Annotated in this window: 30 protein-coding genes, 1 tRNA gene and 1 pseudogene; 17 read left to right on the top strand and 15 right to left on the bottom strand. The window is 69.5% G+C overall.

The window, feature by feature from the left end; translation table 11 throughout:
• Positions 1-495 (top strand): helix-turn-helix domain-containing protein (locus ACE3TU_RS06030; RefSeq protein ID WP_374621527.1); only part of this gene is annotated, 495 nt, incomplete at its 5' end.
• 152 nt (positions 496-647) lie between these two features.
• Here ACE3TU_RS06030 and ACE3TU_RS06025 read toward each other — a convergent pair.
• Both ACE3TU_RS06025 and ACE3TU_RS06020 read right to left on the bottom strand, forming a co-directional pair.
• Positions 648-734 (bottom strand): annotated as a pseudogene (locus ACE3TU_RS06025) (integrase core domain-containing protein); the annotation flags it as partial.
• A 201-nt stretch (positions 735-935) separates the two neighbouring features.
• Positions 936-1020, bottom strand: a tRNA-Leu gene (locus tag ACE3TU_RS06020).
• Between the two features lie 166 nt (positions 1021-1186).
• On the opposite strand from ACE3TU_RS06020, the gene ACE3TU_RS06015 reads away from it, so the two are divergent.
• Positions 1187-2152 (top strand): complex I NDUFA9 subunit family protein, encoded by a 966-nt coding sequence (locus tag ACE3TU_RS06015; RefSeq protein WP_374621524.1) that lies wholly within the window; start codon positions 1187-1189, stop codon positions 2150-2152.
• 4 nt (positions 2153-2156) lie between these two features.
• Here the strand turns inward: ACE3TU_RS06015 and ACE3TU_RS06010 are convergent, their stop codons facing one another.
• The gene (locus tag ACE3TU_RS06010) at positions 2157-2843 is read right to left on the bottom strand and encodes an NIPSNAP family protein (RefSeq protein ID WP_374621521.1); all 687 of its coding nucleotides are present in this window, start codon (positions 2841-2843) and stop codon (positions 2157-2159) included.
• A gap of 245 nt (positions 2844-3088) precedes the next feature.
• Here ACE3TU_RS06010 and ACE3TU_RS06005 point away from each other — a divergent pair, with 245 nt between their 5' ends.
• Complete coding sequence (locus ACE3TU_RS06005; protein ID WP_374621519.1) at positions 3089-3763, top strand: helix-turn-helix transcriptional regulator; 675 nt, start codon at positions 3089-3091, stop codon at positions 3761-3763.
• Here the strand turns inward: ACE3TU_RS06005 and ACE3TU_RS06000 are convergent.
• A complete protein-coding gene (locus ACE3TU_RS06000) occupies positions 3751-4509 on the bottom strand; it encodes a copper homeostasis protein CutC (protein WP_374621516.1) in 759 nt (252 codons plus the stop codon). The two genes, ACE3TU_RS06005 and ACE3TU_RS06000, sit on opposite strands and share 13 nt — an antisense overlap.
• Positions 4510-4634: 125 nt before the next feature.
• Here ACE3TU_RS06000 and uxaC point away from each other — a divergent pair, with 125 nt between their 5' ends.
• The 3 genes from uxaC to ACE3TU_RS05985 all read left to right on the top strand — a co-directional run bounded on the left by uxaC (position 4635) and on the right by ACE3TU_RS05985 (position 6753).
• Positions 4635-6041, top strand: coding sequence for a glucuronate isomerase (uxaC, locus tag ACE3TU_RS05995; protein ID WP_374621514.1), 1407 nt, complete (start codon positions 4635-4637; stop codon positions 6039-6041).
• Between the two features lie 10 nt (positions 6042-6051).
• Entirely contained in the window at positions 6052-6384 is a 333-nt protein-coding gene (locus ACE3TU_RS05990) for a cupin domain-containing protein (RefSeq protein ID WP_374621511.1), read from the top strand.
• A 135-nt stretch (positions 6385-6519) separates the two neighbouring features.
• The gene (locus tag ACE3TU_RS05985) at positions 6520-6753 is read left to right on the top strand and encodes a hypothetical protein (protein WP_374621509.1); all 234 of its coding nucleotides are present in this window, start codon (positions 6520-6522) and stop codon (positions 6751-6753) included.
• Here ACE3TU_RS05985 and ACE3TU_RS05980 read toward each other — a convergent pair.
• Complete coding sequence (locus ACE3TU_RS05980) at positions 6740-8383, bottom strand: VWA domain-containing protein (protein WP_374621506.1); 1644 nt, start codon at positions 8381-8383, stop codon at positions 6740-6742. The two genes, ACE3TU_RS05985 and ACE3TU_RS05980, sit on opposite strands and share 14 nt — an antisense overlap.
• Positions 8384-8604: 221 nt before the next feature.
• On the opposite strand from ACE3TU_RS05980, the gene ACE3TU_RS05975 reads away from it, so the two are divergent.
• Entirely contained in the window at positions 8605-9435 is an 831-nt protein-coding gene (locus ACE3TU_RS05975) for a FecR domain-containing protein (RefSeq protein WP_374621504.1), read from the top strand.
• Positions 9436-9442: 7 nt separating this feature from the next.
• Here ACE3TU_RS05975 and ACE3TU_RS05970 read toward each other — a convergent pair whose 3' ends face one another.
• Positions 9443-10183, bottom strand: coding sequence for an SOS response-associated peptidase (locus ACE3TU_RS05970; protein ID WP_374621501.1), 741 nt, complete (start codon positions 10181-10183; stop codon positions 9443-9445).
• Between the two features lie 93 nt (positions 10184-10276).
• Here ACE3TU_RS05970 and ACE3TU_RS05965 point away from each other — a divergent pair, with 93 nt between their 5' ends.
• The 3 genes from ACE3TU_RS05965 to ACE3TU_RS05955 all read left to right on the top strand — a co-directional run bounded on the left by ACE3TU_RS05965 (position 10277) and on the right by ACE3TU_RS05955 (position 11454).
• Entirely contained in the window at positions 10277-10675 is a 399-nt protein-coding gene (locus ACE3TU_RS05965; RefSeq protein WP_374621498.1) for an NUDIX hydrolase, read from the top strand.
• Between the two features lie 33 nt (positions 10676-10708).
• The gene (locus tag ACE3TU_RS05960) at positions 10709-11083 is read left to right on the top strand and encodes a TIGR02301 family protein (protein WP_374621496.1); all 375 of its coding nucleotides are present in this window, start codon (positions 10709-10711) and stop codon (positions 11081-11083) included.
• A 95-nt stretch (positions 11084-11178) separates the two neighbouring features.
• Positions 11179-11454 (top strand): hypothetical protein, encoded by a 276-nt coding sequence (locus ACE3TU_RS05955; protein WP_374621493.1) that lies wholly within the window; start codon positions 11179-11181, stop codon positions 11452-11454.
• 30 nt (positions 11455-11484) lie between these two features.
• On the opposite strand, the gene ACE3TU_RS05950 is transcribed toward ACE3TU_RS05955, so the two are convergent.
• The 5 genes from ACE3TU_RS05950 to miaB are packed head-to-tail and all read right to left on the bottom strand — an operon-like array spanning position 11485 to position 16027.
• Positions 11485-11889, bottom strand: a complete 405-nt coding sequence (locus tag ACE3TU_RS05950; RefSeq protein WP_374621490.1) for a gamma-glutamylcyclotransferase — start codon at positions 11887-11889, stop codon at positions 11485-11487.
• A 45-nt stretch (positions 11890-11934) separates the two neighbouring features.
• Positions 11935-13002 (bottom strand): hemolysin family protein, encoded by a 1068-nt coding sequence (locus ACE3TU_RS05945; RefSeq protein WP_374621487.1) that lies wholly within the window; start codon positions 13000-13002, stop codon positions 11935-11937.
• A gap of 48 nt (positions 13003-13050) precedes the next feature.
• Positions 13051-13524, bottom strand: coding sequence for an rRNA maturation RNase YbeY (ybeY, locus tag ACE3TU_RS05940; RefSeq protein WP_374621485.1), 474 nt, complete (start codon positions 13522-13524; stop codon positions 13051-13053).
• Positions 13521-14558, bottom strand: coding sequence for a PhoH family protein (locus ACE3TU_RS05935; protein WP_374621482.1), 1038 nt, complete (start codon positions 14556-14558; stop codon positions 13521-13523). Before ACE3TU_RS05935 ends, ybeY begins: the two co-directional genes overlap by 4 nt.
• The gene (gene miaB, locus ACE3TU_RS05930; RefSeq protein WP_374621479.1) at positions 14555-16027 is read right to left on the bottom strand and encodes a tRNA (N6-isopentenyl adenosine(37)-C2)-methylthiotransferase MiaB; all 1473 of its coding nucleotides are present in this window, start codon (positions 16025-16027) and stop codon (positions 14555-14557) included. The genes ACE3TU_RS05935 and miaB overlap by 4 nt, the downstream gene beginning before the upstream one ends.
• Positions 16028-16130: 103 nt before the next feature.
• Between miaB and ACE3TU_RS05925 the strand changes: the two genes are divergently transcribed.
• Together ACE3TU_RS05925 and ACE3TU_RS05920 are read left to right on the top strand one after the other, a co-directional pair.
• Positions 16131-17318: a PLP-dependent aspartate aminotransferase family protein gene (locus ACE3TU_RS05925; RefSeq protein WP_374621476.1), complete on the top strand. Its 1188-nt coding sequence runs from the start codon at positions 16131-16133 to the stop codon at positions 17316-17318.
• Positions 17315-17689 (top strand): VOC family protein, encoded by a 375-nt coding sequence (locus ACE3TU_RS05920; RefSeq protein WP_374621474.1) that lies wholly within the window; start codon positions 17315-17317, stop codon positions 17687-17689. Before ACE3TU_RS05925 ends, ACE3TU_RS05920 begins: the two co-directional genes overlap by 4 nt.
• 1 nt (position 17690) lies before the next feature.
• Here the strand turns inward: ACE3TU_RS05920 and ACE3TU_RS05915 are convergent, their stop codons facing one another.
• Genes ACE3TU_RS05915 through tsaB form a run of 4 tightly spaced genes read right to left on the bottom strand, consistent with a single transcriptional unit; the run spans position 17691 to position 20038 of the window.
• Positions 17691-18491, bottom strand: coding sequence for a lysophospholipid acyltransferase family protein (locus tag ACE3TU_RS05915; protein ID WP_374621471.1), 801 nt, complete (start codon positions 18489-18491; stop codon positions 17691-17693).
• Positions 18488-18925 (bottom strand): Fur family transcriptional regulator, encoded by a 438-nt coding sequence (locus ACE3TU_RS05910; protein WP_374621468.1) that lies wholly within the window; start codon positions 18923-18925, stop codon positions 18488-18490. The genes ACE3TU_RS05915 and ACE3TU_RS05910 overlap by 4 nt, the downstream gene beginning before the upstream one ends.
• A 31-nt stretch (positions 18926-18956) precedes the next feature.
• A complete protein-coding gene (gene rimI, locus ACE3TU_RS05905; protein WP_374621466.1) occupies positions 18957-19433 on the bottom strand; it encodes a ribosomal protein S18-alanine N-acetyltransferase in 477 nt (158 codons plus the stop codon).
• Positions 19430-20038 carry a tRNA (adenosine(37)-N6)-threonylcarbamoyltransferase complex dimerization subunit type 1 TsaB gene (tsaB, locus tag ACE3TU_RS05900; protein WP_374621463.1) on the bottom strand — a complete coding sequence of 203 codons (609 nt, stop codon included), beginning with the start codon at positions 20036-20038 and terminating at the stop codon, positions 19430-19432. The genes rimI and tsaB overlap by 4 nt, the downstream gene beginning before the upstream one ends.
• Before the next feature lie 111 nt (positions 20039-20149).
• Here tsaB and ACE3TU_RS05895 point away from each other — a divergent pair, with 111 nt between their 5' ends.
• From ACE3TU_RS05895 to rpsO, 5 genes are all read left to right on the top strand, one after another.
• On the top strand, positions 20150-20803 hold the full coding sequence (locus ACE3TU_RS05895; RefSeq protein WP_374621460.1) for a hypothetical protein: 654 nt from the start codon (positions 20150-20152) through the stop codon (positions 20801-20803).
• Between the two features lie 45 nt (positions 20804-20848).
• Positions 20849-21268 (top strand): 30S ribosome-binding factor RbfA, encoded by a 420-nt coding sequence (gene rbfA / locus ACE3TU_RS05890; RefSeq protein WP_374621458.1) that lies wholly within the window; start codon positions 20849-20851, stop codon positions 21266-21268.
• A 66-nt stretch (positions 21269-21334) separates the two neighbouring features.
• Positions 21335-22216, top strand: coding sequence for a tRNA pseudouridine(55) synthase TruB (truB, locus tag ACE3TU_RS05885; RefSeq protein ID WP_374621530.1), 882 nt, complete (start codon positions 21335-21337; stop codon positions 22214-22216).
• A 102-nt stretch (positions 22217-22318) separates the two neighbouring features.
• Entirely contained in the window at positions 22319-24025 is a 1707-nt protein-coding gene (locus tag ACE3TU_RS05880) for a sensor histidine kinase (protein ID WP_374621455.1), read from the top strand.
• Positions 24026-24153: 128 nt separating this feature from the next.
• The gene (gene rpsO / locus ACE3TU_RS05875; protein WP_374621453.1) at positions 24154-24423 is read left to right on the top strand and encodes a 30S ribosomal protein S15; all 270 of its coding nucleotides are present in this window, start codon (positions 24154-24156) and stop codon (positions 24421-24423) included.
• Positions 24424-24531 lie beyond the last annotated feature (108 nt).

Raw genomic sequence — 24531 nt, 5'->3', positions numbered from 1 at the left:
CGACAGGGCGAGTTCCGCAGCGATTTGCTCTACCGGCTCAATACCATTACTGCCGAGGTGCCGCCGCTCCGACAGCGCGGTGACGATATCCTGGCGATTGCCCAGACCTTCGTCACCGAATTCGAACGGCGATACGGTCGCTCGCGGCTGGAGTTTACTCCCGCGGCCCGGCACGCTTTGCTGCAGCACTCCTGGCCCGGCAATATCCGAGAGCTGCGCAACGTGGTCGAGCAGGCGAGCCTGATGTGCGCGCGCGACCAGATCGACGTCGCCGACCTCCACTTGCGCGATGTTCCAGCACTTGTGCCGGCCGGTGCGGCCCCAATTGAGGTCAAGGAGTCTAAACTCGCGGATTCAGAACGCGCGATGATCATCGGCGCCCTGCGCCAGACAAGCGGCAACGTCACCCTCGCCGCCCGCGCTCTTGGTATCTCCCGCGACACCCTGCGCTACAGGATGGAAAAGAACGGGCTACGCCGCGAACACTACAGCTAGCCGTACCTTGGCGTCGCCACGTGTGTCTGCTTCTGGGCGCGAAACCGACCCTTGGATTCGCGCCAACTGTCAGAGCTCGATCTGCTCTGCGGGCCGATGGGCAACCTCTGGTCCAACACCTACGATACACTCGGCCGCCGCATCGCGAGCGTCAGGCACTCGGCCCGAAATTCGCCGTTGAAGCTCTCGATGAAGGCGTTGTCGGTCAGCTTTCCCGGCCGGCTGAAGTCGAGCACGACAGGAATTTCAAGACGAAAGCCGACCATGCTGCCTTGAGGTCAGCCGAGATGCGCTGCACGAATTGGGGGATGAAAGAGCCGGGTCTGCGCACCGGAAAGGCGAGACTCAAGAGCATTGTTACACACCTCTGTAACACACTCCTCTCGTCAAACACCCTGGAAGGCCTGAACCCTTAGGATTTCCGTGCGAACGGAAATCGATGGTGCCCTGGAGAGGACTCGAACCTCCACGTCGTTAAACACACGGACCTGAACCGTGCGCGTCTACCAATTCCGCCACCAGGGCAAACCGATGGGCGCCGTTCACCTAGGGGATGGCGCGGAGGCTGTCAATCGGGTTTCGGTGTGCCGGTGCGCACGGCGCCGGCTGCGGCGGTGCGACTCTCGACAGCTCCGGAGGAGCGCGGTACAAGCGCCCCCATTCAGTCATCGCCAGCCGGAGCGCCCGAGCCATGGATCCGTCCAAAACCCTCGTCACCATCTTCGGCGGCTCGGGGTTTGTCGGCACGCAGGTGGTGCAGGCGCTGGCGCGGCGCGGCTATCGCGTCCGCGTCGCGGTGCGCCGGCCGGACCTGGCCGGACACCTGCGGCCGCTCGGCGCCGTCGGCCAGGTGATGCCGGTCCAGGCCAATGTGCGCAACGCCGCCTCGGTCGAGCGCGCGGTCAGGGGTGCCGGCATCGTTATCAACCTCGTCGCCATCGGCTACGAGGCCGGCCGGCAGCGCTTCCGGGCCGTCAACACCATGGGCGCGCGCCATATCGCGCAGGCGGCGAAGGCGGCGGGCGCGCACGCGCTGGTGCACATGTCGGCGCTGGGCGCCGACGCGCAAAGCGCCTCGGGCTATGCCCGCTCCAAGGCGCTGGGCGAAGCGGAGGTGCTGGCCGCCTTTCCCGAGGCGGTGATCGTCAGGCCCTCGATCATCTTCGGCCAGGGCGACGGCTTCTTCAATCGCTATGGCAGCCTCGCGAGGCTGTTCCCGGTGCTGCCGCTGCTCGGCGGCAAGACCCGCTTCCAGCCGATCTATGTGGGGGACGTCGCCGAGGCGATCGTGGCCGCGGCCGAGGGCCGGGTGAAGGGCGGGCGGGCCTACGAACTGGGCGGGCCGGAAGTCGCGACGCATCGCGACCTGGTGCAGCGGGTGCTCGACAAGACCGGGCGCGGCAATCCGCTGCTGCCGCTGCCGGCCGCGATCGGCAAGCTGATGGCGCTGCCCTTCGCTTTCCTGCCCTGGGCGCCGCTGCTCACGGCCGATCAGGTGGATCTGCTGCAGGTCGACAATGTCGTCTCCGAGGCGGCACGGCAGGACGGTCGCACGCTCTCTGCCTTCGGGGTTGCGCCGACCGCGATGGACGCGGTGCTCGACGGCTACCTGTGGCGGTTCATGAAGCACGGGCAGTTCGACCGGCAGACCGCCTGAACCTTCAGCGCAGCCGTGAACGCGCCGTCGGCGTCAGCGTCACGATCTCCGGTGCGGCGCGCAGCAGGTTGCCCAGTTCGGGCGGCAATGGCGGCAGCGGCGCGGCGGACCGGATGAGCGCGACATGCACCGGTCGATCACGCCAGACCGGCAGGGCCGGATAGTTGTTCTCGGCCATGAGCGTGGCAAAGCTCGCCATCGGATCAGCGCCCAGCTTGCGTAGAAAGAGGCGCAGCCACAGGTGATAGCTGCCCAGCCATTCGGGGTAGCGCAGGTGTGAGACGACGAGCGTGTGACGCAGCGCCGGCAGGCGCTCGTCGCGCCGCGGCAGCCGCAGCGCCGGCAACCCGGTGCCCGGACTGATGGCACGCAGCAGATGCACGTCGTCACTGTCGACCATGGTGGCGTTGGCGGCATCGCGGCGGGCCTGCCAGACCGGGCCGCCATAGAAGGACGCGAGCGCCCGGGGGCGGGCGGCGTGGTGGGTGAAGCCGCGCAGCCAGACGAAGCCGTCGGGGTCCCCGTCGACGCGGAAGGTCCCGAGGATGCGAGACCCGGCCGCCTCCTGCGGCTCGATGAAGTGCTCCTCGAACATCCCGATCAGCGTGTCGCGACGGCCCGGCCGCAGCCGGTAGCGTCGCAATTCGACGACCGGCGTCTCGATGTCGATCTCGTGCCACTGATAGGTCATCGTCCCGTCTCCATGCCGCTTTCGCCGCACAGCTTAACCGGGTAACCCTGACAGCCTGTGTCAGGCTAACTGGACTAGGGTGGACTTCATGCGCGCCAGCCTATGCCGAAACCGGCCGCAATGGCGGCTTCGCCCTGCTCGATGGTTGGAAGACGCGACTCAACGGGCTGACCGCCCCCGAGGCGCGAGCCCTGTTCCTCGCCGGCCTGCCCGGGCCGGCGGGCGAGCTCGGGCTCGGCGAGGAGGTGGCGCAGGCCGAACTCAAGCTGCTCGCGGCGCTGCCGGCCGACTGGCAGGCGGAGGCCCGGCGGATGAGCTCGCGCTTCCATCTCGATCCGCGCGGCTGGTTTCAGCCCGGCTACAGGCCGGAATTCCTGCGGCTGGTCGCCGAGGCGGTATGGGCCGAAACGCGCATCCGCATCCGCTACGAAAGCTGGAAGGAGGTCGCCGAACGGCTGATCGAGCCGCTCGGCCTCGTGCTCAAGGGAGGCGTCTGGTACGTGGTCGCCCGCCGCGACGGGCAGTTGAGGACCTTCCGGCTCTCGCAGATCCAGGGGCTGACCCCGACCGGCGAGCGCTTCGAGCGGCCGCGCGATTTCGACCTGCCGGCGCACTGGCTGGAGGCGACGGCACAGTTCGAGCGCGACATCTATGTCGGCACCGCGCGGGTGAGGGCCTCCGAACTGGGGCGGCGACGGCTGAAGGCGATCAGCGAGACGGTGAAATCCGCCGTCGAGACCGCCAGTCTTGCGCCCGACGCGCGGGGCTGGGCGGAACTCGAGATTCCGATCGAGGAAATCGGCTGGGCGAGCCGCGAGATGATCCGCATCGGCCCCGAGATCGAGGTACTGGGGCCGCCCGAACTGCGGCAGCGGCTGAAGGCCGCCGCTGTGGCGCTGGCGGCACTCTACGCCGAGTAGCCGGCGCGGGCCGCGGCGATCGTCGCGCGCACCGCCGCGGGGTCGGTCAGCGTCAGCTCGAACTCGCGTTCGATGGCGGTGCCGCCCATGCCGACATGCGGATTGCGGAAGGCCATGGCGCTGGGGACGGTGCGGAGCGCAGCGAAGTGCAGTTCATCCGCACCGCTTTCGGCGAGGACGCGCGCGACATTGCCCGGCTCGAGCCCGCCGCAGGCCATGATCCTGATACGACCGCGCGCCGCCGCGACGCTGCGGCGGAGGATGTCGAGCCCTTCGAGCGCGGTGTCGCGCTGCCCGGAGGTCAGCACCCGGTGCACCCCGCTCTCGACCAGTGCCTCGATCGCCTCCTCCGGGTCGCGCGTCATGTCGAAGGCGCGATGGCAGGTGACCGCCAGCGTGCCCGCATCGGCGACCAGCGCCTGCATGCGGGCCGTATCGATCCGTCCGTCGGCGGTGAGGCAGCCGAACACCACGCCGGCCACGCCCAGGTCTCGGCAGGCGCGCACGTCGTCCCGCATGGTCTCGAATTCGAGGGGCGAGTAGAGGAAATCGCCGCCGCGCGGCCGGACGATGACGTGAACCGGAATGGTCGCCAGCGCCAGCGCCTGGCGGATCACGCCGAGGCTGGGGGTGAGCCCGCCCTCGAGCAGGCTGGCGCACAGTTCCACCCGGTCGCCTCCCGCCTCCTGCGCGGCGACCAGACCATCAATGCCTTCGACGCAGATCTCGATGAGCGGCCTCGTCATGTGCACTTCCCGAAAATGGCTGACCGAACAGCCCATATCGCGATTGGCCGCGCCGCAAAAGCCATGAGCAACGCTTTGACATCGGACGCGACGCTAAGTAACCAATCGGTTCGGGAGGACATGCAATGGCGCTGCTGGACGACGATCGCCTGTTCGACGCAGAACCGAGGGCACGCGGCCTCGCCCGCGCCCTCTATGGCGGCGTCCGCAACCTGCCGCTGGTCTCGCCGCACGGCCATACCGAGCCGCGCTGGTATGCCGAGAACGCGCGCTTCCCCGATCCGGCGCGGCTGCTGATCGTGCCGGACCACTACGTGTTCCGCATGCTGTTCAGCCAGGGCATCCGGCTCGAGCAACTGGGCGTGCCGACCGCCGACGGCAGCCCGGTCGAAGCCGATGGCCGCGCCATCTGGCGGCTGTTCGCGCAGCACTACCACCTGTTCCGCGGCACACCGACCCGGATGTGGCTCGACCACACCTTCGCCACCCTGTTCGGCATCGAGGAGCGGCTGACGGCCGCCAATGCCGACCGGCTCTACGACCACATCGCCGCCCTGCTCGAGCGCGACGACTATCGGCCGCGTGCGCTGTTCGAGCGCTTCAACCTCGAGGTGATCTCGACCACCGATGCGGCGACCGACGACCTGGGCTGGCACCGGATGATCCGCGACAGCGGATGGCGCGGGCGGGTGGTGCCGGCCTACCGGCCGGATGCGGTGGTCGATCCCGACTTCGCCGGGTTCGCGAGCAATCTCGACCAGCTCGGCGCGCTGACCGGCGAGGATACCGGGCACTGGTCGGGCTACCTCGAGGCGCACCGCAAGCGCCGCGCCTATTTCAGGAGCTTCGGCGCCACCTCGTCCGACCACGGCCATCCGACCGCGGAAACGGCGAACCTCCTCCCCAAGGAGGCCGGCATGCTGTTCGACAGGGTGCGATCCGGGCATGCCGATGCGCGCGACAGGGCGCTGTTCCGCGCCCAGATGCTGACCGAGATGGCCCGCATGAGCATCGAGGACGGCCTGGTGCTGCAGATCCATCCCGGCTCCTGGCGCAACCACTCCGCGACCATGCTGGCACGCTTCGGTCGCGACAAGGGCTTCGATATTCCCACCCGCACGGACTATGTCGGGGCGCTGAAGCCGATGCTCGACGCGGTGGGCACCGAGCCGGGGCTCAGCATCATCCTGTTCACCCTCGACGAAAGCAGCTACGCGCGCGAGCTGGCGCCGCTGGCCGGCGTCTATCCGGCGCTCCGGCTCGGGCCGCCCTGGTGGTTCCACGACAGCCCCGAGGGCATGCGGCGCTTCCGCGAGATGGCGACGGAGACGGCTGGCTTCTACAACACCGTCGGTTTCAACGACGACACGCGCGCATTTCCCTCGATCCCGGCGCGGCACGACGTGGCGAGGCGCGTCGATTGCGCGTTCCTGGCCCGGCTGGTCAGCGAGCACCGGCTGGACGAGGACGAGGCGCATGAGGTGGCGCGCGATCTCGCCTACGGTCTCGCCAAACGCGCCTACAAGCTGTGAGGACAATCGGATGAGCGCCGTCCGGCACTTTGCCCAGCCCGGCGAGGGCAAGCTGACCCGCCTCGATGGCTCGACCCGCCGGGTGATTCTCGACCTGCCGGACCTGATGCTGGTCGAGTTCACGTTCGAGAAAGGCGGAATAGGCGCGCTGCACGCGCATCCGCACCGGCAGACCAGCTACGTGGCGGCAGGCGTGTTCGAGGTGACCATCGACGGCGTCACCGAAACCATCGCCGCCGGCGGTGCCTATATCGTGCCGTCGGGCCTCGTGCACGGGGTGAAGGCCCTCGAGGCGGGCCGCCTGATCGACAGCTTCACACCAAGGCGGGACGATTTTCTCTAGATCGAGAACATTTGCCGCAATTTGCCCCCTCCCCGGTTTCCACACCGCGACAAAGAAGTGAAGCGCTGGAGATTGAGGCCGGCAGGGCGCCGGGTGCAGTCTCCGCCCACCTCGATGCAGGTTCGGGAGTCTCGGGTGGACGTCACATATCGGGAGCATGCGATCCGCGTCAGCTGCGCCGGGCACTGGCAGGCGGTCATGGTGGAGCTGCGCAGCGGCGCGACGCTTCCCACCAAGGTCTCGGCCCACCGCGCCGAGGGCCGGACGGTCCTGCTGCGGCGGGCCTGCGAACTGATCGACGTCTACGTTGCGGCGCAGGCGGCGCGCAGCGAGCGCGCCGTCCGGGGACGAAAGCTCACTCGACGCTGAGCTCGAGCCGCTCACCGGCGACCACGGTGCCGGCCGCCTCGCGATCGGCCGTGCCGTCGGTGGGGCGCGCCACCACAACATAGTCGCCGGCCGGAAGCACCAGTTCGATGGCGCCGCCATAACCATAGCCCATCGACCGGCGGTTGCCCTGGATGTCCTTCTTGGCCGAGAAGATCTCGACGAAATCGCTGCCCGGCGCGGTGACGGCGACGACGCCGGCGCCCAGCAGGGCATTGACCTCGACCGCTTCGCCGGAGACGACGGTGAACGGGGTCTCCATCTCGGCGCCCCCCAGCCGGGTCGCCAGCACATAGTCGCCCGGCGGCAGGCTGAAGCTCTGGTCCGGCCCGTAACTGTAGCCGAGCGACTTGCGGTTGCCCTGGATGTCCTTTTTTGCCGCGAAGACCTCGACGAACAGCTCGTTGTCCTCGACCTTCATGCCCTCGATGAAGAAGCTGTTCACCCTGGCGACGCCGATGCCGAGCACGACGTCCCGGCTGACCCGTTCGCCGGCCTTGACCGGCACGGTGAGCTGCGCCTCGCCGGCGCCGATCGTCACCTTGACCTCGGTATCGCCGGCAGGGACGAACCGGCGGGTCTCGCCGTAGCCGGTATCGTCCTCCCCGTTCGGGAAACGGCTGTAGACGGCGGCGGCGGCATCCGGTTCCGCCCCATCGGCCGGCAGCGGCCGGATGATCAGCTCGCCGGCGTTCATGACGAAGTACGGCGCGGCCAGCGCGTCGGCGGTCACCGTCACCGGCTGCTCGACATGGGCGTAGCCGACGCTGGCGCGCAGCACATAGTCACCGGGATCGACCGTACCCTTCCAGTCGATGCCGTAGTCGGTCGACAGGTGTTCGCCGGCTCCGCCATCTGCAGCGCGGAACAGCTCCCAGGTCACGTCGAACTCGACGATCTCGCCGTTGCCGCCCTCGGCCAGCACCAGTTCGGGATCGAGGTTGAACGCGAGTGCGGCGGGCTCCGGCTCGGGCGCGGGTTCGGCGGGGGCGGCGACCTCGGCGACCGTGGTCGCCAGGGCTTCTGTCAGGGTGGCCTCGTCGCCGGCCGCGATGTACTGGCCGCCGGTGTTCTCGGCGAGACAGGCGACCTGCTCTCCCTCCTCGCGGGTCAGCCCGAAGCCGACCACATGGGTGGTGAAGTCGAGGCCCTGGCCTTCCAGTTCGGAGGCGAGGGCACAGGGGTCGGCCTCGCAGGTCTCGAGCCCGTCGGTGATCAGGATCACCGTCGCCTTGTCCTCGGTGTACCTGAGATCCTCGGCCGCCTGGCGCACCGCGGCCGAAATCGGCGTCTTGCCCTTGGGGCTGATGGCGAGCGCCGCCTCGCTGATCGCGGCACCGGTTCCCGCCGCCGGCTCGACCAGGAGCTCGATGTCGTCGCAGGCGCCCTTCTCGCGGTGACCATAGCTCATGAAGCCCAGTTCCAGTTCCGCCGGCACGCCGGAGAGCACGCGGTCGAGGGTCTCGCGGGCGATTTCGATGCGGGCCTTGCCGTCGATCTGCGCCCACATCGAGCCCGACCCGTCGAGGATGATGATGGCGCGGTCGGCGGCGACGGCCGGTGCCGCGGCCAGCAGGGCGATGGCGGCGGTGGCGGCAAGTGTTCTCAACATGGCGGAGCCCTCCAGGCGGTGCGGATGTTGGGCACAGACTAGACGAAGGTTCCTGAAGCGCAGATGAACCGAAGAAATTCTGTCAGCAAACACCATGGCTTAACTGTCTTCGGCAACGGCCCGTTGACGTTCTTGGCGCTTTGCCGCGCCCACCGGCAGATCGTTAAGGTCGCCATCGGCCGTCGTGTGGCATAGGGGTCGAACACCGAGGAGGCCGGCCCATGCTGAACCAAGTCTCGACCCCTATCCGCATCCTCATACGCCTGACGCTGGCGCTGGCGCTGACCGCGCTGCTCGGCCTCGCTGCAACGGGCAGCGCGCTGGCGGACGAGTGGCTGGTGACCAAGTTGCGGGGCAAGGCCCTCGAGCTGGTCGGCGACAGCTGGCAGCCGCTCGAGCGCGGCGACATCGTTGCCGATGCACGGGTGCTCCGTACCCTCGCCAACGCGCGGATCGAACTGAGGCGCGGGGGCGAGCGGCTGGAACTGGGCCCGGACACGCAGGTGCAGATCCATGATCGCGACGGCCGCCGCTACACCGTGGTGCAGCAGTATTTCGGTACCGTTTCCGTCGAGGCTGAGGCCCGCAGGATCGAGCACCTCGCGGTGCAGACGCCCTATCTGGCCGCGGTGGTCAAGGGCACGCGGTTCGAGGTGCGGTCGGGCAAGACGAGCTCGGAGGTCAGGGTGCTGCGCGGGCATGTGCAGGTCGAGGACCGCATCACCCACGCCCGCGTCGTCATCGCGGCCGGGCAGCAGGCGAGCGTGGCGCGCGACGGCGCCCTGACGGTCGACGGGCGCGGCGCCGCGCCCAGGATCGTCGGACCCGACGGCAGGCCCGTAACGCCCGAAGCGGCGGCGGCCGGCGTGCGGATCGGCGTCGATTCGGGTGGCCTCGACGTCGAACTGGGCGGCCCCGGCGGGGTCGGGCTCGGGCTCGATCTCGATGACGGCATCGGCGCGGATGTCTCAGTCGGCGGCGGCGGGCTCGGGGTTTCGATTGGTGGTGGCGGCGGCGTGTCGCTCAACCTGGGGCTGGGCGGACTGCCCTAACGCTGCGCTAGAACAGGTCCAACTGCCCGCCGCCGGAGGCGAGCTTCCGCGGGGCGGCGGGCTGCACCGCGGCCTCCGACTGGGCGATGGGGCGGATCAGCTCCGGCCCTTCGGCCTTCGCCGAACCGATCGCCTTGCCGACCGGATGGTACTTGAGCGAGCCCTCCGGCAGCGGCAGGGCAAGCTGGGTGGCGGCCCCGGCATCGACGTCGCGGGTGTTCAGCCACAGATCGATCGCCTCGCCGGTGAGAATCGCCGGCATGCGGTCGTAGACCGAGGAAATCTCGAGATTGGGCTCGACCGTGACGATGCAGGCGGTATCGACCTCCTCCCCGTCGGGGCCGGCCCACTGCGAATAGAGCCCGGCGAACACCATCGGCGAGTCGTCGCGCATGGTGATGTAGTAGGGCTGGCGCTTACCGTCCGGCCCCTTCATCCACTCGTAGTAGCCGGAGGCCGGCACGATGCAGCGGGCATTGCGGGCGGCGTTGCGGAACGAGGGCTTCTCCGCCATGGTCTCGGCCCGGGCGTTGATCAGCAGGGTGAACTCGCGCGGGTCCTTGACCCAGGTCGGCACGAACCCCCAGCGCACCAACTGGATGGTGCGGCGCCCCTGCTGCTCCCAGATCACCGCGATCGGCTGGGTGGGCGTGATGTTGTAGCGCGGCGGCACGTCGATCGTGTTCAGCAGGTGAAACAGCTCGACCATCATCTCGGGCGGCAGGGTGGCCGCATAGCGTCCGCACATCTCGTGGTCCTCGTCCCGGGCCCGCCGGACCGGCCGGCGCGCGGACAGGGTAAGGGGTTGCGCCGCGGGAGGCAAACCCACTAACTCGGCGGCATGAGCGCCATCCCCAACGCTGCCAGCGTCGCGGTCTTTGCCGGCGACAGCGTGCTGCTGATCCGGCGGGCCCGCCAGCCCTGGCTCGGCCGGTGGAGCCTCCCCGGCGGCCGGCTGGAGCCGGGCGAGACCGCGCCGCAGGCGGCGGCCCGCGAGCTGATCGAGGAGGTGGGGCTGCGCGTCTCCGGGCTCAGGCCGGTGCGCCTGATGCGCTTCGCGGAGGCAGGTCCCTTCGTGCTGCAGGTCTTTGCCACCCGCGCCTATACGGGCAGCGTGGCGCTCAACGAGGAGGCGAGCGCCTATCGCTGGGTGCAGCCGGGCGCGCTTGCCGAGCTCGAGACCACGCCCGACCTCGACGTCGTGCTGGACGAGGCCCGGGCGGTCCTCGATCGCTGTTGAGGGGCGGCGGCCTTTCCACTAAGGATTTGCCGCATGCGACCCGCCCGCCCGATCCGCGCCCTGCTCGTCTGCCTGCTGCTGGTTCCGGTGCCGGCGCTGGCAGTGGACCCCCCGTACCAGGGCGAAATGGAGCGGCTCGCCGAAATCCTCGGCAGCCTCTACTTCCTTGCGCCGCTGTGCCGGCCGTCGAGCGAACCGGACTGGCGCCAGCAGATGGCGGACCTGATCGAGCTCGACCAGCCCGACGACGATCGCCGCCAGCGGCTCGCCGGGGCCTTCAATGCCGGCTACGGGGCCTATGCGCGGCTCTATCGGGCCTGCACGGTGTCGGCCGACGAGGCCATGACGCGGCTGCTGCTCGAGGCGGAGAAGACGGCCCGCGACATTCACAGTCGCTTCGCCGAGTAGGGTGCCGCCGCGCGTGGCGACAATTGCCGCGCGGCCATTAACCTTTTGGCGACGACTCGCGCGCCAGAGCGCCACCGGCGTGCTACGCGAGTGACATGAAGCCCAGCAAGAATCGTCTCGGGATCGGCAGCGACATGCTGCCCTCCGAAGAGCGCGAAGAACGTCAGATCGCCCTCGAATACGTGGCCGAGGCCTGGAACAGCGCCGAGGATGACGGCATCTCCGCGCTGGCGCTCGCCCATGCTTCGCTGTTCGCGGCACTGACCTCGCTGGTGGAGCACCATGGCGAGGGTCCGACGGCTGATCTGGTCGCGTCGCTGACCGATCGCGTCCGCTCCGGGGAATACAACCTCACCCGCTCGCTGCAGTAGCGAGCCCGGCCGAACCGCCGGCCCACCGCGCTATGCTTCGCGCTCGCTCCAGCTCGCCACGCCATCGACGACACTGACGAACCGGCCGGCCGGGTTGGCCGGGCGCCGGCCCTCGGGGGCCCCGAGATAGGCCTGCGCGACGGTTCCGTCGCCGAGCGCGATCACCGTGCGGTGGTAGTCGATGCCGACCCGCTCGAAGCGGTCGAGCGCGGCGAGCCGTTCCTCGTCAACCTCGTAGATTTCGCCGGCGACGCGGCAGTTCCCGCCGGTCCGCACATCCGGCGCGAGGCGGCCCGGCCGGCTCACCGAGGCGTATTCGGCCATGGCGAAGGCGGCGTCGCGGGTGGTCGCGGGACCAAGGTAGCGGGCCCCGGCCAGCCGGGCGTGGTTGCGCTCGCCGCGCTTCAGCGTGCCGTAGACGAACAGCCGGGGCACGGCGCTACCCGGCCCGTGCCGACGCTGCCGGCCCGCTCACGACGGCTACTTTCCGGCGGGCGCATCGGCGCCGGTCGGTGTGGCCGGCTTGACGGCCTTCTCGGCGGGCGGCTTGGGCGGGCGGGGCTTGGGCTGCTTCAGGCGCTTGATCTTGACGCGCTTGACCTGCCGGCTGTCGGCCTGCAGCACTTCGAACTCGAACCCGGCGATGCCGGTGACGTGCTCGCCCTTGATCGGCACGCGGCCGGCCAGTTCGAAGATCAGCCCACCCAGCGTCTCCACCTCGTCGGCGTGGCTGCCGGGGTCGAACTCGGGGCCGACCACCTCGCGCACCTCGTCGAGTTCGGCACGGGCCGAGGCGACGAAGACATTGGAATTGACCTTCCTGACCAGCGCCACGTCGTCGTCGTGCTCGTCCTCGATCTCGCCGACCACCGCTTCGAGCAGGTCCTCGATGGTGACGAGCCCGTCGGTGCCGCCATACTCGTCGATCACCACCGCCATGTGGACGCGCTTGAGCTGCATCTGCTGCAGCAGATCGCCCACCGGCATCAGCGGCGGCACGAACAGCACCTCGCGGACGATGTCGAGCCGCTCGAGCTTCTGGCGGAGCTGGGTCGAGACCAGCTTGACCGGCTGCGGCGCCTCCGGATCGGTCACCGGCTCGGTGATGCGCCTGAGTGCATCCTTGACGTGGACGAAGCCGGTGATGTTGTCGAGGTTCTCCGCATAGACCGGCATGCGCGAATGGCCGACCTGGCGGAAGCGGCTGACCAGCACGGCGAGCGTCTCGCTCGCCTCCACCGCCTCGATATCGGCACGCGGCACCATGACGTCCTCGACGCGCTTCTCGCCCAGCTCGAGCACATTCTTCAGGATGGTGCGCTCGGACTGGGTGAAGTCCGCCGTCTCCCCGCTCTGTTCGCTTTCGAGCGCCACCTCCAGATCGTCGCGCAGCGACATGGTGCGCAGGGCCAGCAGGCCCTTGAGACGGCTCCACAGGCTCGGCCCCCGCGCTGCCGCGGGGGCGGGACTAGAAGGAGGCTCGCTGGGACTGCGGCCGGAGGAAGCTTTCCTGGGGGCGGGTGCGACGCTGCTGTCGGAATCGTTCATCGGTCATGGCCGCGGGAGGCGACCGTTCCATTCATCGGAGGGTGCAATCTAGCCATCGGCATAGGGATCGGCAATGCCGAGGGTCGCGAGGATCCGGGTCTCGAGGCTTTCCATGCGCTCGGCCTCACTGTCCTCGACATGGTCGTAGCCCAGCAGGTGCAGGAAGCCGTGCACCACGAGATGGGTGAAGTGCGCCTGGAAGGCGATGCCCATTTCGGCCGCCTCGCGCTCGAGGGTCTCGCGGGCGAGGATGATATCGCCAACCAGCCCGACGACGGGCGCGAACGGCGCCAATTGCGGGAAGCTCAGCACGTTGGTGGACTTGTCGATGCCGCGCCACTGCTTGTTGAGCTGGCGCTGCTCGGCATCGTCGGAAAGCACCACCGAGACCTCGGCGATGCCGGCGACGCGGGCCCCGGACTGCTTCAGCGCCTCGAGGATGGCGGCCTCGGCCACGGCCTCGAGGTCATCCGGCCAGCCTTCGGCGGTGACCGAGAGGGCAATTTCGAGCGGTGGTTTCATCCGCCCCTGGCGTCGCTTTCCGCCAGCCGCCGGGCCGCGTCGGCCTCGTAGGCGCGCACGATCCGGCCGACCAGGGCATGGCGCACCACGTCCTTGTCGTTGAAGCGCGAGACATGCACGCCCTCGATGCCGTCGAGCAGCTTGACTGCTTCGACGAGGCCGGACTTCTCGCCGCGCGGCAGGTCGACCTGGGTGGGATCGCCGGTGACGATCATCTTGGAATTCTCGCCCAGACGGGTGAGGAACATCTTCATCTGCATCGACGTGGTGTTCTGCGCCTCGTCGAGGATGACCACGGCATTGGCGAGAGTGCGGCCGCGCATGAAGGCGAGCGGCGCCACCTCGATCATGCCCGAGGTGATGCAGCGTTCGACATGCTCGGGCCGCATCATGTCGTAGAGCGCGTCGTAGAGCGGCCTCAGATAGGGGTCGACCTTGTCCTTCATGTCGCCAGGGAGGAAGCCGAGCCGCTCGCCCGCCTCGACGGCGGGGCGGCTGAGCACGATGCGGTTGATGTCGCCGCGCTCGAGCAGCGTGGCGGCATGCGCCACGGCGAGATAGGTCTTGCCGGTGCCGGCCGGGCCGATGCCGAAGATCAGCTCGGCACGGTCCATGGCGCGCATATAGGCATCCTGGGCCGGGGTGCGGGCGACGATGGTGGCCTTGCGGGTCGCGATCTGCGCCATGCGGACCCTGCCCTTCTTTTCCAGCGTGGGCAGGGTGAGCTGGCTGTCCTCGGTTTCGACCATGCGGATGACGCTGTCGACATTGGCCACCTCGACCGGCTGGCCTTCCTCGAGCATCTCGTAGAGCGACTCGAGCACGCGCCGCGCCTGATCGACGGAGCTGGCGGCGCCCTTCAGCATCACGTGGTTGCCGCGCGGCGTCGCCTGCACGCCGAGCCGCTGTTCGATCAGGGCCAGATGCTGGTCGAAGTCGCCGTAGAGCTGCGCGGCAAGCTTGTTGTCTTCGAAGGCGAGTTCAAGCTGGGACGAAGGGCCGTGGTCGGAAGACGGGGGCAAATGCCTGCTCAAATCTCAGTGGCTCCTTGCTGCGGCTCCTCCGGGCGGGCCGCCATGGCGCGAGACTCAAGTACGCTAGCAGAATTCGGTTCCGCGACTGTGACAATCTTGCCAGCGAGCGAGTTATTTCCGGCCGAGACGATTTCGACCGGCACGATCTGGCCGATCAGCCGCTCCGGCCCCTGCATGTGTACCGCCTGCAGATAGGGCGAGCGGCCGCCGACCTGGCCGGGCTGGCGGCCGCGTTTCTCGATCAGCACCGGCAGCACCCGGCCGACCAGCGACACGCCGAAGGCCCGCGTCTGGGCGGTGACGAGTTCGTTGAGCCGGGCGAGGCGCTCGATCTTGACCGCTTCGGCAACCTGGCCCTCCATGGTAGCGGCGGGCGTACCGGGGCGACCCGAGTACTTGAAGGTGAAGGCCGAGGCGTAGCCGACCTCGCGCACCAGCGACAGCGTCTGCGCAAAATCGTCCTCGGTCTCGCCGGGGAAGCCGACGATGAAGTCGCCCGACAGCGCCATGTCGGGCCGTGCCGCCTTGATGCGGGAAATGACCTCGAGGTAGCGGCCGCGGGTGTGGCGGCGGTTCATGGCCTTGAGGATCGCGTCCGAACCCGACTGCACCGGCAGGTGCAGGTAGGGCATCAGCGCATCGAGCTCGCGATGCGCCGAGATCAGCTCGTCGGTCATGTCGAGCGGGTGCGAGGTGGTGTAGCGCAGGCGCGCGATGCCGGGGATCGCCGCCAGCCGGCGGCACAGCTCGCCCAGCCCGACGCTGCGGCCGCTGCCGTCCAGCCCATGATAGGCATTGACGTTCTGGCCGAGCAGGGTCAGTTCGCGCACGCCGGCGGCCGCGAGGTTCTCCGCCTCGGCGAGCACCTGTGCCACCGGCCGGCTGGTTTCGGCGCCGCGGGTGTAGGGGACGACGCAGAACGAACAGAACTTGTCGCAGCCTTCCTGCACGGTGAGGAAGGCGGTGAGGCCGCGCGCCACCGTCACGTCCCTGCTGGCCGCCGGCAGGTGCTCGAACTTGTCCTCGGGGGGGAATTCGGTGTCGACGACCCTGGCGCCGTTATGCACCCGGCCGATCAGCTCGGGCAGGCGGTGGTAGCTCTGCGGCCCGAACACCAGGTCGACCGCGGGGGCCCGGCGGACGATCTCGTCGCCCTCGGCCTGGGCGACGCAGCCGGCGACGCCGATCATCAGGTCCTCGCCACGCTCGCGCCGCTCGTCCCTCAGCTCGCGCAGCCGGCCGAGCTCGGAGAACACCTTTTCGCTCGCCTTCTCGCGGATATGGCAGGTGTTGAGGACGACCAGGTCGGCCTCCTCCATCGCCGCGACCGGCCGATAGCCGTGCGGCGCCAGCGCGTCCGCCATGCGGTCGCTGTCGTAGACGTTCATCTGGCACCCGTAGGTCTTGATGAACAGCTTCTTGCCGGGCGCGGGTAGCGGCGTCTCGGGCGTGTCGGGCGTGTCGGTCATGGGCGGGCTCAATACACCCAAGTCGGCACGAGTGCAAAAGGCCGCGGCGGGCCCGTTGCCAGGCGGCGCCGCAGCGGGCACTTTCGCGGCCCCGGAGGATGCCATGACCGAAACACTCTCGACCCTGTTGCTGCACGGCGGCGACGGCCCGCGCACCGTCGGGACGCCGGTGAGTCCCGCGCCGGTGCTCTCGACCACCTACTATGCCCACCCCGACGCGGTGGGGTTCTCGGCCGAGGACCTGAAGGCGGACACGCCCCACTTCTACACCCGCTGGAGCAACCCGACGCTCGAGCTGCTGGAAAAGCGGCTGGCGCTGCTCGAGGGCGGCGAGGCGGCGGTGAGCTTTGCCAGCGGCATGGCGGCGGTGACCGGGCTGTTCGCGCTGAAACTGCAGAGCGGCGACCATCTCGTGCTCTCCGACGTCTGCTACGCCGGCGTGGCCGAATATGCCGGCCAGGCGCTGAGGCGGCAGGGGGTGGCGGTGAGCTTCGTCGACAGCGCCGACCCGGCAGCGGTGGCGGCGGCGATGCGGCCCGATACGCGGCTGGTGCATGTCGAGACGCCGGCCAATCCCATCCTCAAGCTGACCGACATCGCGGCGATCGCGGCAATCGCGCATGCCGGTGGGGCCGAGCTCTCGGTCGATTCGACCATCGCCACCCCGGTCGGCGCCAATCCCATCGCGCTCGGCGCCGACTATGTCTGCCACTCGCTGACCAAGTACCTGTGCGGCCACGGCGACGCGCTGGGCGGCGCGGTGATCGGTCGGGCGGCGGCAATGGCGGAACTGCGCAAGCAGAGCCTGATCCATCTCGGCGCGGTGCTGTCGCCGTTCTCGGCCTACCTGATCCTGAGGGGCATGGAGACGCTGGAGTTGCGCATGGCCCGGCACGAAGCCAATGCGCGGGCCATCGCCGAGTGGCTGGAGGGACATGCGAAGGTCCGCCGCGTCAACTGGCCGGGGCTGGCCAGCCATCCGCAGGCGGACCTGGCCCGCCGGCAGATGCGCAACTTCTCCGGCCTCATCAGCTTTTCGGTGCACGGGGACAGCGCCGCCATGGCGCGCCGGCTGGCCGACCGGCTGGGCCTCGTCAGCACGGCGGTGTCGCTGGGCAAGACCAAGTCGCTCTGCTTCTACATCCCCACCGATGACATCCTGCGCTCGAGCTTTCCGGCAGCGGACGCGGCACAGTACCGCGACTGGGCCGGAGACGGGGTGTTCCGCGTCTCGGTCGGGATCGAGGACGCGGCCGCGATCATTGCCGATTTCGACCAGGCGCTCGGATGAGCGGACGGCTCGACCAGATCGTCTTCGACTGCGCTCGCGCGGCGCCGCTGGCGCGGTTCTGGGCGGCGGTGCTCGACGGCTATGCCGTGCGTCCCTATGACGAGGCCGAGATCGCGCGGCTCGCCGCGCTCGGCTTCACGCCCGACACCGATCCGGTGGTGATGGTCGACGGGCCGGGACCGACGCTGTGCTTCCACGAAATCGCGCGCGGACGGACGCAGGGGCGCCTGCACCTCGATGTCGCAGTGGACGACCCCGCTGCCGCGCGCGATCGGCTGCTGTCGCTCGGGGCCACCCCGGTGCGCGAGGCCGACGGCTACACCGTCATGGCCGACCCCGAGGGCAATCACTTCTGTCTCGTCGGGCGCTGAGCTACTCCGCCACGACAGGCAGCGGCGTGCCGCGGTTCAGCGCCACCAGCATGCGGCGCACCTCGGATTCCATCTCGCGGGCCACCTGCTTGCGGTCGGCGCCGGCGACGAGCACCCGTGGCGTGCCGAAGGCCAGCGTCACCTCGCGGGTGCCGCCGGTGAGGATCTCCTTGAGGTTCTGGCGGAAGCTCTTGGACTTGATCCAGGCGATGAACGAGCGGTCGGTACGGCCGACCGACAGACCCTGCAGCCTGGTGTAGGCGATGGTCAGCGGCTGGATCATCACCTCGCCGGCGCCGGCCTCCTCCATGGCGTGCTGCGCCGCCCCGATCAGCGCGGAGCGGAAGGGCAGCACATGCGTGCCCAGGTCCGACTGGCCTTCGGCGAACAGCAGCACGGCGCCGCCCGAGGCCATGCGCCGGCCCATCTCGCGGCTGGCGCGGTGCGCATCCGAGCGCCTCTTGCGGTCGACATAGAGGGTGCGTTGCAGCGTCGCCATGAAGTTGACGAAGAACCACTTCTTCACTTCCGACTTGGCGACGAAGGTGACGTCGGCCTTCGAGCCGACGGCGATGATGTCGGTCCAGGAAATGTGGTTGGAAACCACCAGCGTCGCCCGCCTGGTCGAGGGCGTGCCGATCACCTTGACGCGCATCCCCAGGAACTTGCAGCCGAACCAGTGGAACCAGCGCGGGATGAAGTTCCAGTCGAGACCCAGCCGGGTGATGAGGAACTGCAGCGGCACGAACACCAGCATGAACGGCAGGTAGCAGAAGATGAAGAACAGGCTGCGCTGGATCATCGGTCGGCCTCGTCGGTCTTGAGCGGCACGGCGTAGAGTTCGAGCCGGTGATCGACCAGCCGGTAGCCGAGGCGCTTGGCGATCACTTCCTGGATCGCCTCGATCTCCTCGTTGCGGAACTCGATGACCTTGCCCGAGCGGATGTCGATCAGGTGGTCGTGGTGCGCATCGGGGATCAGCTCGAAGCGGGCCCGCCCGTCCTTGAAATCGTGCTTGGTGACGAGGCCGGCCTCCTCGAACAGGTTGAGGGTCCGGTAGACGGTCGACAGCGAGATGCGCGGATCGATGGCGCTGGCGCGCCGATAGAGCTCCTCGACATCGGGATGGTCGAGCGCCTGCTCGATCACCTGGGCGATGACGCGGCGCTGGTCGGTCATGCGCATGCCCTTGTGGGCGCATTGCTCTTCCAGCGTCAGGATGCCGGCTTTGTGCATGGGGCCGTCCCCGCGGTTCGACGCTTCGGGGTTACCCAAGATCGCGCGCCATGACAATAGCGGTGGCCGGCGTGCCGTCCGGCCGGGGATAGTAGCCCTTGCGCTCGGAGACCCGGGCAAAGCCGTATTTGCCGTAGAGCCGGATCGCCGCGGCATTGTCGGCCGCCACCTCGAGGAACATGCGCCGGGCCGGGGTCATCAGCAGGTCGTCGAAGACGGCGCGGAGGAGCGCCGCGCCGACGCCCTTGCGGCGCCACTTGGGATCGACCGCGATGGTGATCAGTTCGGCCTCGTCGCCGACAAGGCGCACCATGGCGAAGCCGGCGATCTTCCGCCTGGCGTCGCAGGCGACGTAGACGGGCGTGCCCTCGCCGGTGATGTAGGCGGCGAAATCCTCGCGCGGCCAGCCGCGATAGAAGCCCTGCGCATGGAGGCGCGCGACGGCCTCGGCATCCTTGCCCTGGGCCGGCTCGACATGCAGCCCCGCCGGGCCCATCCAGAGCTTCATGGGGCGGCCACCCGGGCGATGCGGAACCTGTCCTGCGGCTTGGCGTCGGCGCCGCGGATATAGGCGGCCTCCGGCGGATAGGCGGCGGGATCGAGATGGGCGGCGAAGCGGGCCAGCGCCGCGATATCGACCAAAGGCGAGGTGAGGAGGTCGGCGCCGGTAGGCACGCGCCGGCGCGCCTCGTCGATCGGCAGCAGCAGCGGTTGCCCGATCGGGATGGCGGGGCCGGAGAAGGCCTGGAAATAGGCCTCCTCGCGCCGCGCATCGATCAGCACCGCCGCCGGCCGGCACTGTGCGGCGAGCGACAGGGCCAGCAGCGTCGGGACCCCGATCACCGGAACCCCGAGCGCCAGCCCGAGCCCGCGCGCGGCACTGAGCCCGATCCGCAGGCCGGTGAACGAACCGGGGCCGGTGGTGACGGCGATCCGCTTCAGATCGGCATAGGCGAGGCGGTTGCGCCCGAGCAGCTCGGCGAGGGCGGGAAAGATGCGCTCGGCCTGGCCCTGCGCCATGTCCTCGACGAGGGTATCGGCAGCCTCGCCGACGAGGAGCGCCAGCTGCAGACGGGTCGCGGCGGTATCGATGGCGAGCAGCGGGGTGGTCATTTGAGGAGGAATAGGGGTTCGGCCGGGGGTTGTCACGAGGCATCGTGCCGGTGCGGCGGCCCGGCGCCCGGACCCTCGACTTCACCGGCCGGCCCGCATAGGGTCGCTGCCATGCGCATCCCGACCCTCGTCCTCGCTGTCGCCCTGGCCGCTCCCACCGTCGCCGAGGAGGCCCCCGGCACCCGGCTCGGACGGGCGGGCGTCGATCTCGTGTTCGAAACCGTGGGGCACCGCTTCACCCTGCCGACGCCCGACTGGCTGACGCCCGCCGAGCGGCTTTCTCCCGACCTCGCGGCGCTGGTCGAGCACACCAGCTATGCCGATGCCGGGCAGGGCTTTGTCGAGTTCTTCCCCCTCGGCCAGTCGATCGACACCTGGAGCACCACCTATGCGGCGCGGGCCACGCTCCTGCCCGATCGCAGCCTCGACGACTACCGGCGGGCGACGATGGCGGGCTACCGGCAGATCTGCGCCGACGATGCGATCGGCTTCTTCAATTTCGGCGTCGAGACCGAGAGTTTCTTTCCGGCCCTCGGCATGGTCTGCGGCGCCTATCGCGACACCGGCCGGCTGGCCGGCCAGGGCGAGGTGATGGTGGCGGTGTTCCGCAAGTCCGCCAAGGGCATCGCCATGGTCTACCAGGAATGGAAGGGCCCCGCCTTCGACCCCTCCGACCTCGCCACCTGGCCGGTCGACAGCGCCACCTTCGAGGCGCGCGCCGCAGAGCTGCAGGCCGGGGTGCGGTTCGAGCAGATCGTCCCCTGAGCGGCAGCCGTTGACGAGACCGGGCCGAAGGCCTAACTCGGGCCGATGAAACGCGATACCCACAAACCGGCCGGCCCCAGCCAGCGCATGCTGCGCGTCGGCGAACTGGTGCGCCATGCCCTTGCCGGGCTCCTCGCGCGTGGCGAGATCGAGGATCCGCTGCTCGAGGGCAAGGTGATCACCGTGCCCGAAGTGCGCATGACCCCCGACCTCAAGCTCGCCAATGCCTATGTGATGCCGCTGGGCGGCGAGGGCGCGGCCGAGGTGGTGGCGGCGCTCAACCGGCACCACCGCTTCATCCGCGGCCGCATCGCCCCCGCGCTCGACCTGAAATTCGCGCCCGACCTGCGCTTCTTCGTCGACGACACCTTCGAGGAGTTCGGCCGGATCGATGCGATCCTGCGCTCCGAACGGGTGCAGCGCGACCTGGGCAGGGACGAGGACGACGACCAGGGTCCGCACTAGTCCGGCCGGCTTCGGCCGCCCCCTGCGGCCCGCCGAAGGACGGTGCGGCCCGTGAGCGAGAAGATCATGAAACGCGACGTTTCCGGCTGGCTGGTCCTCGACAAGCCTTACGACATGACCTCGACCCAGGCGGTCGGCAAGGTGCGCTGGCTGTTCGGCGCCAAGAAGGCCGGCCATGCCGGCACGCTCGATCCGCTGGCGACCGGACTGCTGCCGATTGCGCTGGGCGAGGCGACCAAGACCGTGCCGGTGGTGCAGGACGGGCGGAAAGTCTACCGCTTCACCATCCGCTGGGGCGAGGAAACCACCACCGACGACGCCGAGGGCGAGGTCTGCGCCCGTTCCGACCACCGCCCGGATGCCGCAGCGGTCGCGGCGCAGCTGCCGGCCTTCACCGGCGAGATCCTGCAGACGCCGCCGGCCTTTTCGGCGATCAAGGTCGACGGCGAGCGCGCCTACGACCTGGCACGCGCCGGCGAGACGGTAGTGCTGGCACCGCGTCCCGTGCATATCGACCGCCTGATGCTGCTGCAGCACGGCACGGCCGAAAGCCGCTTCGAGATGGCCTGCGAGAAGGGCACCTATGTGCGCGCCCTGGCCCGCGACCTGGCGCGGGCGCTCGGCACCCGCGGCCATGTCGTGGCGCTGCACCGCGCGGGCGTCGGCCCGTTCGACGACAGCGACGCGGTCAGCCTCGCCGAACTCGAGGCGAGCCTCGAGCGCGACCGGCTGCTGCTGCCGATCGCGGCGGGCCTGGGCGAACTGCCGGAGGTGCGGCTGTCGCCGGCCCAGGCGACCACGCTGCGGTTCGGCAATCCGGTGCTGCTCGTCGGCGCCGCCGCCCCGCTGGCGCTCGAGGCCGCCTGGGCGAGCAGCGGCGGCCTGCCGGTGGCACTCGGCCGGGTGGAGCGCGGCCAGTTCGTACCGTCGCGGGTGTTCGCGGCCTGATCGAGTTTATTCGGGACGCGATGGAACCATCTGCACCGGTCGCGCGTTCTCCCGCACCTGTGTTGACCGGGGGCGCCGACGTCATGTCTGCCGAGTACCGAGATGGCTGACGGGAGCGGCTCCGCCGTTCGGCGGTCGGAGCGGCGCAGCGCACGGCCGATTGCGGTCTACCTGTTCGTTCTCGCCCTCGTCGCGCTGGTCCCGGCGTTCATCTTCTCGGCCCTGCTGCTGCAGCGCCACAACGAGGCGCAGGAGCGCGTCGTCGAGACGCTGATCACCGGCACGGCCCGGTCCATCGTGCAGGCGGTGGATCGCGAACTGAACGCCAACGCCACGACATTGAAGGTGCTGGCCACCAATCCGGCCCTGCTGGCGGGCGACATGGCCGAGTTCCATGCCCAGGTCAGCACGGCGCTGGCCGGCACCGGCTCGTATGTCTATGTGCTCAACCGCGACCTCGAGGCGGTGATGAGCACGCGCCGCCCCTACGCACCGGGCATCCAGGGCAAATCGGCCGATCCGGTGGCGAGCGGCCGGGCGTTCGAGAGCGAGGGCACCGTGGTGTCCGACCTCGTGCGTGGTGCGGTGTCGCAGGACTACGTGGTCAACGTGCTGCAGCGCGTGCCGGCGACCCGGCTCGGCGAGGTCGTGCTCGGCTTCAACCGCGCCGCGACGCAGCTCGCGCCGGTGCTGCTCTCCAACCGCTTGCCGGAGGGGTGGAACGTCGTCCTGCTCGACGGGGCCGGGCTGATCATCGCCGCCTCGCCGGGGGCTGGCCGCACGGGCGATCCGTTCGGGCTCGAGGACGCCGACACGGTCGGCTCGAGCTTCGGCTGGCGGCGCGAGACGGTCGAGGGCACGGCGTCGCTGCTGGTGGCGCAGCGCTCGCTGCTGTCGGACTGGACGGTGGTGGCCTGGGCGCCGGCGGAAGCCGTGGCACGACCGCTGGCCGACGCCTTCTGGTCGCTGCTCGCCGGGGGCGTGCTGCTCGCCGCGATGGTGGTGCTGGTGGTCTACTGGGTGGGACTGCAGATCGGCCGCTCGGTGCATGGTCTCGAGGCCGATGCCCGGCGGCTCGGCGCCGGCCAGCCGGTCGAGGCCCGCGCCTTCCCGATTGCCGAGATCGAGACGATCTCGGCCGCACTGGGCGATGCCTCGCGCCGCCGCCAGGCGGCCGAGAGCGAGGTGCGGTTCCTGATGCGCGAACTGGCGCACCGCTCCAAGAACCAGATGACGGTGATCTCGGCCATGGCCAAGCAGACGGCGCGCGGCGCCGACTCGGTCCCCGAGTTCGTCTCGAGCTTCGAAAAGCGCATCCACGGGCTGGCCCGCTCGACCGACCTGCTGCTTGCCCACGGCGTCGCCGGCGTCGACCTGAAGGAACTGGTGATCAGCCAGATCGATCCGTTCTGTCCCGTCGACGGGGGGCGCGTCACCGTCGACGGCCCGAGCCTGAGGCTCAACGCGCAGGCGGCGCAGATCCTCGGCATGGCGGCGCACGAACTGGCCACCAATGCGGTCAAGCACGGCGCCTTCGCGCGCGACAACGGCCGGCTCGACGTCTCCTGGCAGCGCAGCGCCGACTTCCTCGGCCTCAGCTGGCGCGAAAGCGGCCTCGCCGCCGGCGAGGCGACGGCCGGCGGCCGGCGCGGCTTCGGCACCAGCGTGCTCGAGAACATGGTCGGCCGTGCCCTCGGTGCCGAGGTGCGGCGCGAAGCCGAGGACGGAACCCTGGTCTGGCGCTTCGCCATCCCGTTGGCCGCCATCGACCCGGCCCATCCGGTCACCGACCAGCCGGCGGACAAATAGCTGGCATTGTGCGCCCCTTTCCCCTATAGAGCGCGCGAGTCCGGCACGGCCGGCTCGACCACCGGCTCCGCCTGGACGACATCCCGGGCGACAGCGACCCCGATCCTCCACTTGAAAGGACCTGACCGATGTCGATCACTGCCGAGCGCAAGACCGCGCTCATCAAGGACTTCGCCACCAAGAAGGACGATACCGGTTCGCCGGAAGTCCAGGTTGCGATCCTGTCCGAGCGCATCGCCAACCTCACCGAGCACTTCAAGAGCCACAGCAAGGACAATCACTCCCGCCGCGGCCTGCTGAAGATGGTGTCGACCCGTCGACGCCTGCTCGATTACGTCAAGAAGACGGACGAGGCGCGCTACAAGGCCCTCATCGAACGCCTGGGCCTGCGCCGCTAAGGCGCATCCGGCGACACCGACAGGACGGCGAGGTACGCCTCGCGGTCCGGCTCCGCGACGATGCGGAGCGATGCGTAGGCTGACGGAACCACAGCGGAGCATGGCGAG

Source organism: Devosia sp. (assembly GCF_041917035.1).
Taxonomy (GTDB): Bacteria; Pseudomonadota; Alphaproteobacteria; order Rhizobiales; family Devosiaceae; genus Devosia_A.
The sequence above is the reverse complement of the archived record's forward strand: the minus strand, read 5'-3'. Positions and strand labels throughout refer to the sequence as shown.